Source organism: Ruminococcus sp. HUN007 (genome assembly GCF_000712055.1).
GTDB lineage: Bacteria > Bacillota > Clostridia > Oscillospirales > Ruminococcaceae > HUN007.
Window position 1 is genome coordinate 580,890 of record NZ_JOOA01000002.1, and the last position, 15,147, is coordinate 596,036.

Annotated in this window: 20 protein-coding genes; 6 read left to right on the forward strand and 14 right to left on the reverse strand. The window is 42.6% G+C overall.

Annotation, left to right across the window (positions count from 1 at the left end):
* The first annotated feature begins 52 nt into the window (after positions 1–52).
* Positions 53–580 (forward strand): SUKH-3 domain-containing protein, encoded by a 528-nt coding sequence (locus tag CC97_RS06675; RefSeq protein WP_044974342.1) that lies wholly within the window; start codon positions 53–55, stop codon positions 578–580.
* Between the two features lie 51 nt (positions 581–631).
* Here CC97_RS06675 and CC97_RS06680 read toward each other — a convergent pair whose 3' ends face one another.
* Both CC97_RS06680 and CC97_RS06685 read right to left on the reverse strand, forming a co-directional pair.
* On the reverse strand, positions 632–1,900 hold the full coding sequence (locus CC97_RS06680) for an NYN domain-containing protein (protein WP_242848147.1): 1,269 nt from the start codon (positions 1,898–1,900) through the stop codon (positions 632–634).
* Positions 1,901–1,968: 68 nt separating this feature from the next.
* The gene (locus CC97_RS06685) at positions 1,969–2,223 is read right to left on the reverse strand and encodes a hypothetical protein (protein WP_044974344.1); all 255 of its coding nucleotides are present in this window, start codon (positions 2,221–2,223) and stop codon (positions 1,969–1,971) included.
* Between the two features lie 229 nt (positions 2,224–2,452).
* On the opposite strand from CC97_RS06685, the gene CC97_RS06690 reads away from it, so the two are divergent.
* Positions 2,453–3,319, forward strand: a complete 867-nt coding sequence (locus CC97_RS06690; protein WP_044974345.1) for an EamA family transporter — start codon at positions 2,453–2,455, stop codon at positions 3,317–3,319.
* An 89-nt stretch (positions 3,320–3,408) separates the two neighbouring features.
* Here the strand turns inward: CC97_RS06690 and CC97_RS06695 are convergent, their stop codons facing one another.
* The 9 genes from CC97_RS06695 to CC97_RS06735 are packed head-to-tail and all read right to left on the reverse strand — an operon-like array spanning position 3,409 to position 7,611.
* A complete protein-coding gene (locus CC97_RS06695) occupies positions 3,409–3,624 on the reverse strand; it encodes a hypothetical protein (protein WP_044974346.1) in 216 nt (71 codons plus the stop codon).
* Complete coding sequence (locus tag CC97_RS06700) at positions 3,614–3,796, reverse strand: hypothetical protein (RefSeq protein WP_044974347.1); 183 nt, start codon at positions 3,794–3,796, stop codon at positions 3,614–3,616. Before CC97_RS06700 ends, CC97_RS06695 begins: the two co-directional genes overlap by 11 nt.
* Positions 3,796–4,245: a hypothetical protein gene (locus CC97_RS06705; RefSeq protein WP_156036810.1), complete on the reverse strand. Its 450-nt coding sequence runs from the start codon at positions 4,243–4,245 to the stop codon at positions 3,796–3,798. The genes CC97_RS06700 and CC97_RS06705 overlap by 1 nt, the downstream gene beginning before the upstream one ends.
* The gene (locus CC97_RS06710; protein ID WP_044974348.1) at positions 4,211–4,915 is read right to left on the reverse strand and encodes a hypothetical protein; all 705 of its coding nucleotides are present in this window, start codon (positions 4,913–4,915) and stop codon (positions 4,211–4,213) included. The genes CC97_RS06705 and CC97_RS06710 overlap by 35 nt, the downstream gene beginning before the upstream one ends.
* A gap of 22 nt (positions 4,916–4,937) precedes the next feature.
* Complete coding sequence (locus tag CC97_RS06715; protein ID WP_044974349.1) at positions 4,938–5,876, reverse strand: ParB N-terminal domain-containing protein; 939 nt, start codon at positions 5,874–5,876, stop codon at positions 4,938–4,940.
* On the reverse strand, positions 5,873–6,217 hold the full coding sequence (locus CC97_RS06720; protein ID WP_044974350.1) for a hypothetical protein: 345 nt from the start codon (positions 6,215–6,217) through the stop codon (positions 5,873–5,875). The genes CC97_RS06715 and CC97_RS06720 overlap by 4 nt, the downstream gene beginning before the upstream one ends.
* Positions 6,214–6,444: a hypothetical protein gene (locus CC97_RS06725; protein WP_044974351.1), complete on the reverse strand. Its 231-nt coding sequence runs from the start codon at positions 6,442–6,444 to the stop codon at positions 6,214–6,216. Before CC97_RS06725 ends, CC97_RS06720 begins: the two co-directional genes overlap by 4 nt.
* On the reverse strand, positions 6,438–7,220 hold the full coding sequence (locus CC97_RS06730) for a ParA family protein (protein ID WP_044974352.1): 783 nt from the start codon (positions 7,218–7,220) through the stop codon (positions 6,438–6,440). The genes CC97_RS06725 and CC97_RS06730 overlap by 7 nt, the downstream gene beginning before the upstream one ends.
* 25 nt (positions 7,221–7,245) lie before the next feature.
* Positions 7,246–7,611, reverse strand: coding sequence for a single-stranded DNA-binding protein (locus tag CC97_RS06735; protein ID WP_044974353.1), 366 nt, complete (start codon positions 7,609–7,611; stop codon positions 7,246–7,248).
* Between the two features lie 245 nt (positions 7,612–7,856).
* Between CC97_RS06735 and CC97_RS20495 the strand changes: the two genes are divergently transcribed.
* Positions 7,857–8,690, forward strand: coding sequence for a DUF4279 domain-containing protein (locus CC97_RS20495; protein ID WP_197021838.1), 834 nt, complete (start codon positions 7,857–7,859; stop codon positions 8,688–8,690).
* On the opposite strand, the gene CC97_RS06745 is transcribed toward CC97_RS20495, so the two are convergent.
* Both CC97_RS06745 and mobC read right to left on the reverse strand, forming a co-directional pair.
* A complete protein-coding gene (locus CC97_RS06745; protein ID WP_044974354.1) occupies positions 8,691–10,094 on the reverse strand; it encodes a relaxase/mobilization nuclease domain-containing protein in 1,404 nt (467 codons plus the stop codon).
* A complete protein-coding gene (mobC, locus tag CC97_RS06750) occupies positions 10,043–10,405 on the reverse strand; it encodes a plasmid mobilization relaxosome protein MobC (protein ID WP_242836279.1) in 363 nt (120 codons plus the stop codon). The genes CC97_RS06745 and mobC overlap by 52 nt, the downstream gene beginning before the upstream one ends.
* 475 nt (positions 10,406–10,880) lie before the next feature.
* On the opposite strand from mobC, the gene CC97_RS06755 reads away from it, so the two are divergent.
* Together CC97_RS06755 and CC97_RS06760 are read left to right on the forward strand one after the other, a co-directional pair.
* Positions 10,881–11,867, forward strand: a complete 987-nt coding sequence (locus tag CC97_RS06755; RefSeq protein ID WP_081850014.1) for a WYL domain-containing protein — start codon at positions 10,881–10,883, stop codon at positions 11,865–11,867.
* A gap of 83 nt (positions 11,868–11,950) precedes the next feature.
* Positions 11,951–12,148 (forward strand): hypothetical protein, encoded by a 198-nt coding sequence (locus CC97_RS06760; protein WP_049962744.1) that lies wholly within the window; start codon positions 11,951–11,953, stop codon positions 12,146–12,148.
* Positions 12,149–12,264: 116 nt separating this feature from the next.
* Here CC97_RS06760 and CC97_RS06765 read toward each other — a convergent pair whose 3' ends face one another.
* Positions 12,265–13,602 carry a dockerin type I repeat-containing protein gene (locus tag CC97_RS06765; protein ID WP_044974355.1) on the reverse strand — a complete coding sequence of 446 codons (1,338 nt, stop codon included), beginning with the start codon at positions 13,600–13,602 and terminating at the stop codon, positions 12,265–12,267.
* Between the two features lie 264 nt (positions 13,603–13,866).
* On the opposite strand from CC97_RS06765, the gene CC97_RS06770 reads away from it, so the two are divergent.
* Positions 13,867–14,595 carry a GIY-YIG nuclease family protein gene (locus CC97_RS06770; protein ID WP_242848148.1) on the forward strand — a complete coding sequence of 243 codons (729 nt, stop codon included), beginning with the start codon at positions 13,867–13,869 and terminating at the stop codon, positions 14,593–14,595.
* Positions 14,596–15,147: the final 552 nt, after the last annotated feature.

Sequence of the window (15,147 nt, forward strand, 5' to 3'; positions counted from 1 at the left end):
TCAACTTTGAACCCACTGGATTCAAAGTTCCCCATAAAACAGGAGTGATACGATGATAATTCATGATGAAGCAGTAAAGAAAGTCCTTATGGACAGCGGTTGGAATGAAGAACGAAATGTTGATATAACTGAATTTATCGAGGCGTATAATAAATATGGATATGATATGCCAGATAAAGTTAAGGAAGTCCTCTCAGCTTTCGGCGGTTTAACTCTGAAAATACCAGATTATCGTTATCAGTATTACTGTGAAGTCACAGGAAAAACTTCGGCAAAAGAAACTGATCTCTACACATTCTTAATCGTAAAGCCCGATGAATTATTGAAAAATGATTCTGAGCGAATGATCAAAGAAACGAGAGATTATACAAAAGAAGTTGCAGCTTTTTATAAACTGTCCGAAGTTTATCCGATAGGCTACAGATCAGATTATGAAGAAGAATATTATATTGGTGAAAATGGTGAACTCATAGATACACATGAGGATATGAGCATTTGCCTTGGAAACTCCTTCGAGGAGGGAATAAAGCGTATAATGACAGATAAGGATACTGACATGGAGTATTTCAGTGAGTATTGACTATCTTCATAATAAACGAAAGGACGGCTCACCAGAACCGTCCTTTTTACGTTATTTCTGAATTTCTATCACGAAAACTCCCTCGGAGTTCACCTTGAGCCGCAAGGTCTTGACATACCGATTGCAGAAATTCTCCATCTCCTTCATGGTAGCGGTCACTCTTGTGGCTTCGTAGATCTTGTGGGTAAGGTCCAGAGGGTTCTCACCGATGAGGTCGGGCAAATGCTTTTCAAGCTCCGCAAAGAGGACGGCTCGCTTCATGTCCTCGGTGGCAGCGGAGCAGAAATCGTCAATGGCACAATAATAGATGCCGTGCTGTGCGAGGGCGTTCTTGATCGCCGTTCCACATTTCTCGTATTCGTACATAACGAGAAACTTCGCTTTCGGCAGGCTCTCGATGAGTCCCCAAAAGTCGGAATCACTCGACACAATGATAAATGATGTGATGCCGTTACGGTAGAAGTCCGTGACTACGCTTGCGGTCATTCGCACATCGACCAGGGATTTTCGATCAGATACTCTCTCTATCTCAATATGCTCAACTGGAATCTGCGTGAATTTGGAGAGCCAATCCCAGCCTGCGGTAGTGTTCGGATCGTCATAGAGCGTGATTTTCTCGATCTTGGCAAGTTCTTCTTGATTTAAGCCTTTCAGAACACTATACAGCTTGTACGGGTTGGAATTCTCGCAATCGACAGCGATAGCAGTTTTCTCGGTGCTGTCGATAAAATTATATATATTATTTCGGGTTTCATCATCTGCATCCCGATATTTCGTATAGTCAGTGAAGCTGTCATTATGCTGACCGTAGATGATCTTCAGGAACTTACGGTCGGAATAGACGATGCTCCCGACTTCGGCAGGCTGCCAGTGAATATACATCTGAAACGGGTAATGCTCGATGTTTGCCATGTATTTATTGAATTCTTCCTTCATTACGCCGTTTTTATTATACTTCGGGACAAAGAATAAATCTTTGATATACTCCCAGTTCAGCCAGTCATAGAACAGCCGGGAGCATTTATCAATGTTTTCATTGATGAGCCTTGTGAAATCCTGCATATACTTTTCTGAACGGTAATTCGCTTGTATAATGGTAAATCCCCATTTTTCAAGCTGTTTGATGTTATCGTGGTCGTACCACTCTATGTTATGCAGGTTTTTGAGCTGAAACCGCATCAGATCATCGGTCTTTTTGAACCTCTGCATCAGTACGGTTCGCAGCTTGCACAAATATCTTATGGTAGTAGCATCACGGTCGGCTCTGAGCTTCTCAATCAGCTCAGAACACTCTGCATAGCTTACTTGCAGAGCCGACATTCGTACACCTATCAGGTAGGATATCGTGGTAACTACTTCTTTGGTATCAACGGTCAAGGAAATCCCTCCTATGTATCGTCATTGATGTTGATATGATTATCTATGACCGTCATTATCTCGTTAAGCCGACTTTCTCCGATACCTTTGATCTTGCTCAGATCGGCTCGTAAGCTGTCATAATCAATGGGGTGCGTTTCTTCCTCGGCTCTCTGATAGCCCTGATTAAAGATATTCCTTACGAAACTCTCCATTTCGGCACGGTTCATTGATTTGATATGCTTGTATAATGCACGGTTTACTAATTCTTGATTTTCGTTCTCCATTGCAGTTCACCTCCGATCTGTTCTATAACTACATTATAGCACAAATGGCGGTATATAGCAATGAAGGATACTTAGAATAAGGTTTACTAATTGACTTTTTCGGGGTGGTTTGGTATAATAAGGGTTAGTGAGAGGGCAACTTGGCTTTCTCTGCTAAATCGGGATTTATCTTAGAGATAATTGATGGACGAGAATTACCAGAATATATGACAATGAATAAGGGGAAGATATGTGGCTGATCATGGCGGCTTTGTCCGCGCTCTTTGCCGGACTTACGGCGATACTTGCGAAATGCGGAATCAAAAAGACTGATTCAGACGTGGCGACTGCTCTGCGGACGGTCGTTGTACTCCTTTTTGCCTGGATCATGGTGTTTATCGTTGGCTCTGCTGGAACGATCACGGAAATATCGACAAAATCTATCATCTTCTTAATTCTGTCCGGCTTTGCGACAGGAGCCTCGTGGATCTGCTATTTTAAAGCCCTGTCCGTCGGCGATGTGAACAAGGTCGTTCCCGTCGATAAATCCAGCACGGTTCTGACAGTGCTTATCGCAATCATCCTTTTCAGTGAGACAGAACATCTGGCGGTCAAGCTGATCGGTACTGCACTTCTTGCGGCAGGCGTGTTTCTGATGATCGAAAAGAAGAAAACTGAAGCAAAGGACACAAAGCGCACGTGGCTGCCCTACGCGATCGGTTCCGCTGTTTTTGCTGCCCTGACCTCTATTCTGGGAAAGATCGGCATAACGGATGTAGAATCAAATCTCGGGACGGCGATCCGTACTGGTGTTGTTCTTGTTATGGCTTGGCTGATCGTCTTCGTTAAAGGCAAAGGTGCTGAACTGAAAAATACTGATTCCAAAGAACTTGTATTCATAGCTCTGTCCGGGATTGCCACAGGCGCATCATGGCTCTGTTACTATTACTCCATACAGAACGGCGTTGTCAGCGTTGTCGTACCGATCGATAAGCTCAGCATTATCGTTTCCGTCGCTTTTTCCTATTTCGTATTCAAAGAAAAGTTGAGCAGAAAGGCGCTTGCCGGGTTGATTCTGATTGTTGTCGGCACTTTGGCGATGGCGATCTGGGCATAGGAAACAAATAACGGCAAATTCTGATTTAGCTTAATAATTGAATACGCTCAAACACGGATAACCGTCCTCATCAGACGGCTATCCGTTTCTTATTCAGCATACCCGCAATCCAGCACCCTGAGCTTTGTATGTTCTCCGTCCTGCGGATCAACAATATCATAGGTGATCGAGCCGCACCAGAGTTCGTTGCAAAGCTCGGTAGCACGTTTCAGGAAGTCCGGCGGTATCTCGGTAAGAGAACCGTCGTTTTTTATGAGCTTTACTCCGTTTCTTCGCAAGTCCTCGATGAAGTCCTCACTCGTCATTGTCCTGTTCCTCGATGCTTTCTTCACCCTCGCTCGTTTCAAGGGTGATCGTGTGAGTGTAGATCATGTGGTCGTTCAGGCAGTCAAGGGAGCAGTAAGGCTGATTGGTGTCCTGATGCCTGTAATAGCTCTTGCCTGCGGGTATCTCTTTATAACAGTTCGCACAAAACATTATTCCTCGTCCTTCCATAAATAAATCATCGCTTCGTTGACAGCTCTCTGAGCCTGCATACGGAGCATATTTCCGATTGAGCCTGAAAGATTGATTGCTCCTATTTCGTTTGCTATCTGATATTCACGGCTCGACTGCATTAGCAACTCGGTCTGACGGTTTACAGCGTCCGTGACTTTGGTATCAAGCTCGTCAAGGTGCTTGTAAATTTCACCCTTGTCCACGATCTCCTGCAAGAGTTCGGGCCGCTTATCTTCAATGTGATGCAGATAATACCTGATGTGGTCGGTGTGGAACACATAACGCTCCTTTTGGCCCGTCTTTGGGTTGATATGCGTGACCGTCTGCGTGTCAGTGTCAACAGCCCACAAGGGTAAGCCGTCCCATTCCTGTTTGCTCTTGAAGATCATGTGATCACTTCCGTTTCCGTGTGAAGTAGTACGCTGCACCGCCGACTCCTGCGAGAGCTGCAACTCCTGCAACAACAGGCAGAGGATTGGCTCCGGATTGTGCAGAATTGCCCTCAGAACTGCTTGACGGAGTATCGGTGGTATCGTTACCCTCTGCGGAAGAACCGCCCTCAGAAGCCTTTTCCGTTCCTCCTGTGACATCTCCGATCACTCTCGGACTGTCCTCGCCCTTATCGTTGATCTCATAACCGCCTGTGCTTTCTTCAGATTCGTCTTTCAGGGTACTGAACGGAGGAAAACTGTCCACGGTATTGCCGTTCTTGTCGATCATCTGCCAGTTACCGTTAAGGAGCGTGAAGCTGTAAAGGTTGTCCTCAGTCTCAATTGTCCAGCCGCCATCATTATCGTCCTCAAAGTCCCAGCCGTCGATAAGACTGCGGTAGTATCTGCGGTATCCGTGTGTGACCTCTCCTACGTCGGTCCAGTCATAAGCTCCTGTGCCGTAGTTCTCGTCAAGCCACTTGTCAAGCAGATGATGCTTGTATGATGCTTCGGGATAGTCAAGTCCGTTATCTCCCTTGCCGTTCCATAGATCTTCCCAAATGGCAGTTTCAAGGCTTTCACGGTCAGGTGCTTCGGCAGCATAAGCGGTAAAGCCTGAGCTGAGTGCAAGTACGGTGCAGAATAACGCTGTAATAATCTTTTTCATGATGATGACTCTCCTTTATATTTCAGGTATTGTTCTTAAAATAGAATTCTAACGCCTTTTCAATGGTTTCCGTGATTTCTTTGGGTTTTGTACCTTCTGCGAAATACTTGGTATAGGTGTAGTTGCTGATCTTCACGCTCTTTGGCTTCGGTGTCTGCTCACTATCATCACCATAGATAATGCTGTGAACAGTATCACGGTCGATATATCCGTCGCTTTCGGCAGATGCACGGAGCATCTTGGCGATTTTATATTCGATCTTATCTTCCTCAGCACACTCGGCAACAATAGCCTGCGTATCTTCCGACAGGAAAGAAAGCTCCACTCCTGTCCTGATAGCAATATCTCCGCTGTCCACAAGGGCTTTCAGTCTGTCAATCAGCTTGTTTATGCGAATAAGACGAATAACTGAACCCTTGCTTACGCCGTATTCCGCACCGACTGTTTTTCCGCTGTCTAACTTTGACCCCACTGGAGTCAAAGTTGATTCCTCGACTTCTGCATTAGGATTTTCAAGGAGTTCAAGCTCCCTGAGAATGTCATTTCTCTTGCCCTGAGAGAACATTTCATTATGGCGGAGAGCAACAGCGGCAGCCTGTTCTGATATTCTGAGGTTTTCAAAGCCTCTCTGCATAACATTACTCTCGATAACGTACATTTCGGCTTCGTCCTCGGTAAGTCCTGCCTTGATGATAACAGGTACAGAAGGAAGTCCTGCGAGCTTTGAAGCGTTCCAGCGGTTGTGACCGATAAGGATTTCATATCCGTCACCGTCGGGCTGTACGATGATCGGTGAAAGTACACCGTTCTCCTTGATGCTTGCAACCATATCTTCAAGTCTTTCACCTGTATAAAGCTCAAACTTGTGATTGTGGTACGGATGGAGCATTTCGCACGGTATCTGCTGTACTGCGGTCTGTTGTGTGAGCATAGCACTCAGGTCAAACTGCGGTGTATTCATCTTTTCTTCTTCCTTTCCATATTCGTAAGCTGTTTCCTCAGTTCACGGTTATCAATGTCAAGCTCCATAATATGCTTTCGGAGCTTCTTTATCGTAACATCGGCACGGACGATAATATCTGCAAATTGTAAGAGCGTGAGCTTATATCTACGCTGATTGTAGTTGAATCCGTAGCAGAGCTTTCCTGAGAGCCTGTCACGGCTCTCGGAAAGGCTCCCGATGATCCTGCGTGACGTTTCGGCTACTGATTTGGTATGATCGGAGCTGAAATACTCGTCAAGCTCGCCGTCATTGTGAGGAGTGAACAGCCACGGAGTTTTATCAGTATCATAGGGCATCATGTCACGTCCTCCCCATCATCTTCATCGGTACAGTAATCAAGTCCGTTCTGAATCTGAATGAGAATGCCTGCATAGCGGTCATGTTCCTCCTCGGTATCACAGCACATTTTGGCTTCTAGGAAATAAACCATTGCTTCTTCACGATCGTCCCATACTCTTTCCATACCGTGACACTTGGTTGTTACTCCACGGTTCGGGTTCATTGCAAGTTCTGACATCTTTAACATCTTGAAAGCACCTCCTGAGCTAATTCATCATATTCTTTACCTATCCTGTGACCTGTGAGACAAAGCGGTGTGCCGTTTTCGGAGCTTTTGGCAGCTTCAACGGATTTGCTGATGCTTGTCCTGAACAGCATATCACCGTACTTTTCATTGAGAGTATCCATAGCCGTCCTGCTTACCTTAGTGCGGTCAACCATAGTCGGCAGCACTCCTACAAGGTTCAGCTTCGGATTGGTGTTGACTTTAACAAGCTGTGTTAGAGCTTCAAGGGATTGCAGACCGTCCATACTGAACTTCTGTGTCTGTACCGGGATAAGCACTCTGTCGGCGGCGGTGAGAGCGTTGATAAGGAGCGTTCCGAGGGACGGCAGGCAGTCGATAAGTACAAAGTCATATCCGCTGATAACATCTTCACTAAGTACCTTGCGGAGAATGTACTCCTTTGAGATCATCGTGACCATAAGCGTTTCCGCATTTGCAAGGTTGATGTCGGACGGAATATAGTCCACTCCTGCGGTTTCATTGTGGTGAATGGCTTGCCGTACTGTACCGGCAGTCAAAGGATTGCCTGTATAGAGCGACATAATGAGCTGAGTCATAGTCGGATTTCCGTCCTGCTCGTATTTCAGGTACTCTGAGAGATTAGCCTGCGGATCGAAGTCCACAAGAAGTACCTTCTTATCATGTTTCAAAGCAAGGCAAGCTCCAAGGTTATAGGCTGTGGTCGATTTGCCGACACCGCCTTTCTGATTACTGATTGCAATGATAGTGGTTTCCATTTCTTTATCCTCCTGTGATTACGGTTCAGAACAGCGGTTCTTCGCCTGATCCGACGTTGGTATTGCTGTTATTGTTCTTCTTACCGCCTGAGAAGTGGATTTCTTCGACCTTTACCTCGGTGGAGTTACGCTTCTCTCCGTTCTTTTCATACTGGTTGATATGTACCGCTCCGACGAGTGTGATAATATCGCCTTTGCCGAACCAATCGACTACTACATCAGCGTTGCGGTTCCAGGCGGTGCAGGTGAAGAAGTCGGTTTCAGTTTTCTCCTCACCCTTTCGTTTCGGTCGTTCACAAGCGATAGTAAACTTGCAGAGGCGGTTATCGCCAACGGTCTTGATTTCGGGATCGGCAGTCATTCTGCCTGCTACTAAGAATTTGTTTAACATAGGATTTACCTTCCTTTCGTAGTTTCGGGTTTCTGTGTTCCTGTTGTGCTTTTATTATACTTGACTTTACACCCAATGTCAAGTATAATTTTCTGTATTTTGGAATCTTTGTAGGGGCGCAGCAATCAGCACCCCGATTTTCGGTTTTCCCCAGTGTGATTTGACTAAATTTCGGATTATGCTTGACTTTGCACCCAACATTTGATAGAATAGGTGTAAAGACCTATATTCAGGGGGGATAACCTTTGTTTAAGCATAAATGTGAGATGTGCGGACTGGAGTTTGAGACAAACAACACCCGTGCCAAATACTGTATCTATTGCCGTGATAAGGTTCAGGTACAGAGGAACAGAGCCTATGCGGAGAAGAAGAAGTCCGGTTCTGCTGTTAAGATCGGCAGCGAACAGGTTTGCCCGATCTGCGGAAAGACCTACACCGTGACCTCCGGCTCTCAGAAGTATTGCAAGGAGTGTACCGCAGGCAAGAAGCGGAAAAAGTCCGCTCCGAACACGGAATACCTCAAAGGGCATTACGATTATATCCGTGTCAATGTTCCGAAGGGAGAGCGTGAGAAGATCAAGGCTTATGCGGAATCGCTCGGTATGAGCGTGAATAAGCTGTTGCTCACGGCTTTGGAGGAATATCAGGATAAACATAACAACAGTAAAGCAAGCAGTCAATCAAGTTGCTATACCTATTTCATGATAAGAGGTAATTTCGATCCTGATTCTATAACCGAATTGCTTGGACTTGTGCCTGAAAAAACATGGAGAATAGGCGATAAAAGAAAGAACGGCACGGTCTATGACTTCGCTATGTGGCAGTATGGTACTTGCGATGCGTATGATGTTTATGTCGAGAACCAAATGTTAAAGACAATCACTCCGCTTCTTTCAAAGATCAGCGCTTTGAAAGAAATAAAGCAAAGATACGATGTGGAGTTCACATTGGAGGTCGTTCCTACAATAAAATCTTCTGAAGGAGTACCTTGTGTAGCTCCCTCTATGGAAGTAATGCAATTCTGCTGTGATACCGCCACGAAAATAGATATTGATCTGTATGTGGATATTGATGAATAATCACTCCAAATCACCATTCTTATTCTTCTTACGTTTCTGCTGTTTAGTCTCACGCTCCTGCCTGAGAAAATCATCAATATCACGCTGAGCCTCGCCCAGTTCTTTTGCCTTGATCTTAACAGTTTCATACTGAGATTTTAACTGTTCACGCTCTTGTTTAAGGGCGTGAATTTTTTTCTCCGCCGCTTCGACTGAGGGGATATGACCTGACGGATACCATTCGAGAATCTGTTTCTGACATTCTCCGTATTCATTCAGCTCGGAACTATGCTCTGAACGGAACTGCTTTGCCTGCCGTCCGCTGAGTGTTTTCAGCTCTGCAGCTATCTCACTAAGACGGCGATATTTTTTCAGAACCTTAACCTGTGCGATAAGATCATCAAGCTGTATATCGACTGCATTTCTCTGTTCGGAAAGCTGACCTTTCAGTATAAAGGCAGCCATAGCTTCACCTTCGATTTCATCAGCTCTGATACCGTACTTGGAAGCGATATTTATGGACTTGCTGACTTGCTTCATATTTGCACGGTCAATGTAGTCTCTGAGATACTTGTTTTCCTGCACCTGAGCTGTCCGCTTAACCCTCGCCCTCGGAGCGTATGACATAACGCCCTTGTACATATCAATGCGTTTCTTTATCTGAGCTGTTTCGTAATACCAGCCCAGCGTTTTTGCACGGGTAAACTTAGCACGGGGATTGCGTTCTTTCTGCTCGGCAAGCATAAATTTCAGGTCGATCTTATGGTCGGGATTGTACTCGACAAGAATACCGTTCTCCCTGCATTTTTTCAGAAAATCATCGAAGTCATCACTCTGCTTTGCTACTTGGTCAATCGCATATTTCAGCTTCGCTTTCCATGACAGTCCCTTACGGTTCATTGCCCACTCCCAATAGGACATTCCCTTATCAGGTTCGGGACAGATAATGACAGACAGATTATGCTCCTTACATACCTTATCGGATATATCACGAAGCTTATTATATGAGCGGTCTTTCTGAGTGTATCTGCGGTTCTCGTTAGTCTCAAAAGTGCGTCCGTTCCATTGGTTTACGTTGTTGAATATAACGTGCAGATGAATATGGTCACGGTCGTTATGGACTGCAAGAAAATACTGATACTCTCCCTTGAGAAATCGCTCACACATTTCCTTGCCGACCTGCAATGCCTGTTCGGGTGTAATTTCCCCAGGTGCAAAACTCTGAATGAAGTGCTGTGAGAGGACTGTACTTAAACCCGTTCCCTGCTTCCTGATCTCCTCAAAATCACGGCTCGCTTGATAAGGATCTTCGCTGCACCCTGATGTTAAAATCAGTCTGCCGTTGTTGGTCTTATCGGGATTGGCGATATACGCTAATGCTTTAGCCTCAGTAGCTGTGATTGGAAATATCTTAGTGGTTGCCAAATCTGATTGATTTCCTCCTTGATTTCAGCAATATCTTCATCGTATACTTTACCTGTGCTGTTGGCTCTCACGGCTATTTGATTCACGTTATTCGCAATCGTAGTCATAAGACGGTGGATCTCCCTCAGCTCAGTCTCGCTGAAAATAACGATATGCCCCTCCATGATCATAGTCCTGATAAAGTCACTCTTGGACTTCATACCACTATTCTGAAACTTGTTATTGATAGCTTCAAGTTCTTCATCACTGACTCGGAATTTAATGAACTGTGTTCGGCTGTCTTTCTCAGCATTTCTACTCGTTTTTATCACTTCCTCTCTGCTTTCAGAATCGGGGTTTTAGGGGTGTCCCTCTGACAAGCTATGCAAGGCGTTGTCACGGATTTCCGTGGGAACGAATTGCCGTGCTTGCTGGGTTTGATTTGCCCCCTTCGGGAGCAATTTCATTTTGAGCCTTCGGCTCACGAAAATACCCCCTCACTTATCAACCGACGTTTTTGAGTTTTTGGGGTTAAATCAGCCAAATGTTCACAGAAAGTTTACAAATAGAATTGCTTTTACTTAGACATACCGAATAATATGCCGCACTATTCCGAACCTCATTGAAGGGGAGCGTATGATGTGATAAAATAATAATAGTGTTTGACGGTAATTTTTTCCGTCCCCAAAAAAGAAAACCTCACTAACCTGAACGGGCAGGTTTAGTGAGGTCGCTGACTTTATGCTCCCTGTTCTGATAAGCTCTCAGGACAGGGATTTTTTTTGAAATCAAAAGTGGAGGTATATTATGGAACACGAAAGAATAATCTGCGTACTGGAATATCTCTCCCGATATTCCGATGAAAACACCTATGTCAGTATCAAGCAGATACAGGATTATGTTTCGCAGGTCGGCAACTTATCTATGCCTGCCGAGGTCACTATCCGCCGTGACATAGATAGACTCACCAACATGGGCAATAACATTGTCAAAAAGAACTGTGATCACAACAAGGCTTTCTATGCTCTGATCGACAAAGGTTTCTCGTTCAATGAGATACGCTTCATAGTAGACTCCATATCAATCAACAAGTTCCTGACTTCAAAGCAGAAGCGTCAGCTCATCAAGAAATTTGAAGGTATGTGTTCCGATGCCGAGATCAGACAGCTCATCAGCCGCATCACGCTCAACGAAAAGTGTTCTCCTTCCCTTGATCTGCTGAACAACTTAGACCTTATCCATAGGCTGATAGCAGAAAAAAGAAAAATCAACTTTGAGTACGGTAAATATGATACCGACAAGAAAATCAAATACTATCACAAGAAGCGAGAGCTTATCCCTGTAAAAGTGGTTTTCTTCAATAACCGCTTTTATCTGAAATGCTACAATGAAGAAACCGAGGCTTGGCGTACCTACCGCATAGACCGTATGAAGAATATAGAAAGCGGTGAAGTATCAAGATGCCTTCTGCCGAAAGAAGAAAAGTGTGACGGCTTTATTATAGATATGTTTGAACCCGAATACTATGAGAACGTCACACTCAGAGTAAAGCGTGTTCTGCTCGATGATATGATGGAGCATTTCGGAGAATATGCCTCTGTCTCCAGATACTCCGATGACGGTAACTCAGTAAACATTTCCGTTCGTGTAGGCATCAACCAGAGATTTTATCTATGGGTGATGAAGTACGGTGACGGAATAGAGCTGCTGTCTCCGCCAAAAGTTCGGTCTGAGTTCTTATCAGAAGTCAGAAAAATGCTCGGTGCTTATCCTGATTTTTCTTTTCAGAAGTGACTGTACTGACCGCAACCAGTGCCTTGACACTCAATTCCCATTGTAGTATAATTGAAAAAGTGTGTAAATTCAGGAGGTATACTATGATGGATTCAATAACAGTAGGCGCAAAGATAAAGCTGAACGATGCTGGCACATACAGCGAAAAGCCAGTCGGCAGCACAGCAACGATCATTTATATCGACGAACATGATATGGTGTATGTTGAATGGTCAGACGGTAAACTTTCTTCATACTCCGAAGGACAGCTCCGAAAGAGCTTCGTACCTGCAATAGCATAAAAAATTAATAAGTCCTTCCTCAAATTTGAACGGAAGGACTTATTTTATTATTAATCGTTGGTTAGTTAGGTCAAGAGTAAGCAATATATAATTTCACGACTTCACAGATATATTTATCAATTTAAACGTACATACTCTCTGAATACGTAACCAGATACAGTGTTTCCGCTTACTCCTGTTCCAGTGACAAAATACCATTCATCTGTAGAGTAGTTGAGGTTAATATCTATTATGGTGCCGTTATTGAAACAATCTATTTTATTTCCGTTATCTGGAGAGTTGATTATTTCAGGAGATGAGCGTATAAATAGTACGTCACCATCAGTAAAAACCGTTCCTTTATGATTAGGATTTGTTCCGTCAAGATTTAATAATGTAGAGTTTTCAACATAACATTTAATAGGTTCACCTACTACTCCTGCTTCGTTAAATGGAGTTACAATAACATAAGCAGCTGGGTATCCGTTATAGGGCAAAGTAATATATTCTCCAATATCATCAACACTGTAGTATTCTGTATCGTATTTATAATCATCTACATTACTGTATGTTACAATGGAAACAGTATTAAAATGCCCTGACAAATACAACCGGCTTTCATCATAAATTGTTTTAGCATATCCCTCAACATTTGGGACATCATCCAGCAATTCTCGTGGACAAAGTTCTTCAATCGCACTTGTATCGGATAAGCGATATCCTTTTAATGCCGTTCCATACGTTGTGTAATCTAACAAATCACTTTCTTCACGAATTAGATTTTGAGATATAGACCAAGAATCGGAATCTCCATCCATTTCTAATAAAGTCAGAAAATAATATCCTTGGTGTCCGGTATTAATGTACAACTTATCATCTTGAGTTGAAAGCCAGCTATGAGTTACAGAAAAATGGCTAATTTCTTTTACTTCATTGCTACTTGTATCGATAGTATATATAAATAATATAGCATCAGCTTCTCCTCCACCTACATGAGTGATGAGCTCATATATTCCATCACCGTTTATATCATATAAATAATAATTGTAATATGTTGGATTGTTCGGCAAAATATCCCCAAATGTGCGTGCAAGCATTTTTATCATAGAATAATAAAAACAATAAATAGAATTATCTTCTTCATTGTTTTGGGGATTATCTTGAGTTGTATTAGGCTCTGATCCATTCAAAAATACATTTCTAAGTTTTATAAAATCTATAGAATCAACTTTTCCATCACAGTCAATATCAGCAACAGAATTTGTCGCTTCCGTTCCAATAATCATTTTGGCTAAAGAGATTAAGTCACTTGTTGTAACAGAACCATCTTCATTTACATCACAGTATTCAGTATTAGCCCAAGCTTTAATCGGAGTTTTACTCCAGATGCCACTTCCTGAATCTATAGCGATAATATTTGTCATCATACTTGCTATCATAATAGCAAGAAACCTTTTAATTAAGTGTTTACGCATTTTTTATTCCTCCCCATAATAAAAAATCAAATCATATATCTTGCCAAAAACAAAGATATATGAGACTATCCCTATACAACTATTATATAATACGAACAAGTGTTCTGCAATATTACAAGTTCATTTTTATCACTATGCACATAGATGCAATTAGCATATGGTGCAAATCGACGTTTTAATAATATACAATTGATTAAACCAATACAATATGGTATAATCAGGTAAATAGGATTATCATTCTATAAAAAACAAGGGAGATTTAATATGGCTATTTTATTCTTTTCTGATGTTTTGAAAAAAGTCGGCTTGGATCCAGCAAAAGTATGTTTGATTAGACACGCTTACTCGGATAAAACCTTTAGGGAGTGTGCAGACAGTGGTAAGGTATACGAATATACTTGTCATCAAAAAAGCAAATTTAAGGGACATACCTTTGAATACTGGGCAGTATTTATAAGTGGGCAAGGTACACTTGCGAAGCTATTTGCATTGTATAAGGTAGGAAAAAATATCGTTTCTGATACTCCAGATAAAATTCCTGCGGGAGTACCTGAATTAGAAGCAAGTCATTATAAAGGCGAAGGCGTTGTTTATGAGCTTGAACCTGTTGAGCTTCTAAAAGAATATGAAGGCAAACTGACCATTGAATGGGGCTCTGCGACACGTTCATGGAATCAGAAAGGTACTAATGAAAAGGAAATAATTTCTCTAATACCTGATGAGAAAAAGGTATTCGTGGGATATGAGAATGTTTTGCTGAATTATGATCAATTAAAAGATATTGTTAATAACGCTATAGCATATGAACCTTGGCATATAGCTTTAAAATCGGTATATGCAATATATCTTATAGTAGATACTGAAAACGGTAAACAGTACGTCGGTTCTGCATATGGAGAAGGTGGTTTATTAGAAAGATGGAAGTGCTATGTAAACACTAAACATGGCAATAACAAAAAAAATGCGAGAGTTGATTTGCGATTATCCAGATAGATACCACGCCTTTCAGTTTTCAATATTGCAGATACTTCCTAAAACTGTAGTTGAAGATGATGTCATAAAAATTGAAACCATTTGGAAAAATCGACTTTTAAGCAAAAAATTCGGTATGAATAATAACTAAGTTCACAACTTTGAACCCACTGGAGTCAAAGTTACAATCATAGAGCTGTTGCCCTTACAGGCAATGGCTTTTTTTCTTTTACAGCAGAAATCGTAACAGAAGTAAATTACTGAACATCTGAAATGATATAATTATTTCTGTCACATCGAGTAGAAGTGAAGTTTTGGCGTTCTGTTTTGGTATAATATAATCAGAAAGGCATATAACTCGATTATTTGATCGTTCATTAACAGTTCCATACAAACACAAAGGAGTTATCGGAATCAGGAGGAGGTGATAACTGTGTACTGGACTAAAATGAAATCACCCTGTCTGCTACGATAGCCTTGCGGTTTATCTGTGCTGTGACATAATTGAGAGGAAGTATGCTTACTTCAACGGCATTAGGGGCGGTCTGAGCAGATCAGGCCGCCCTGTTTCTA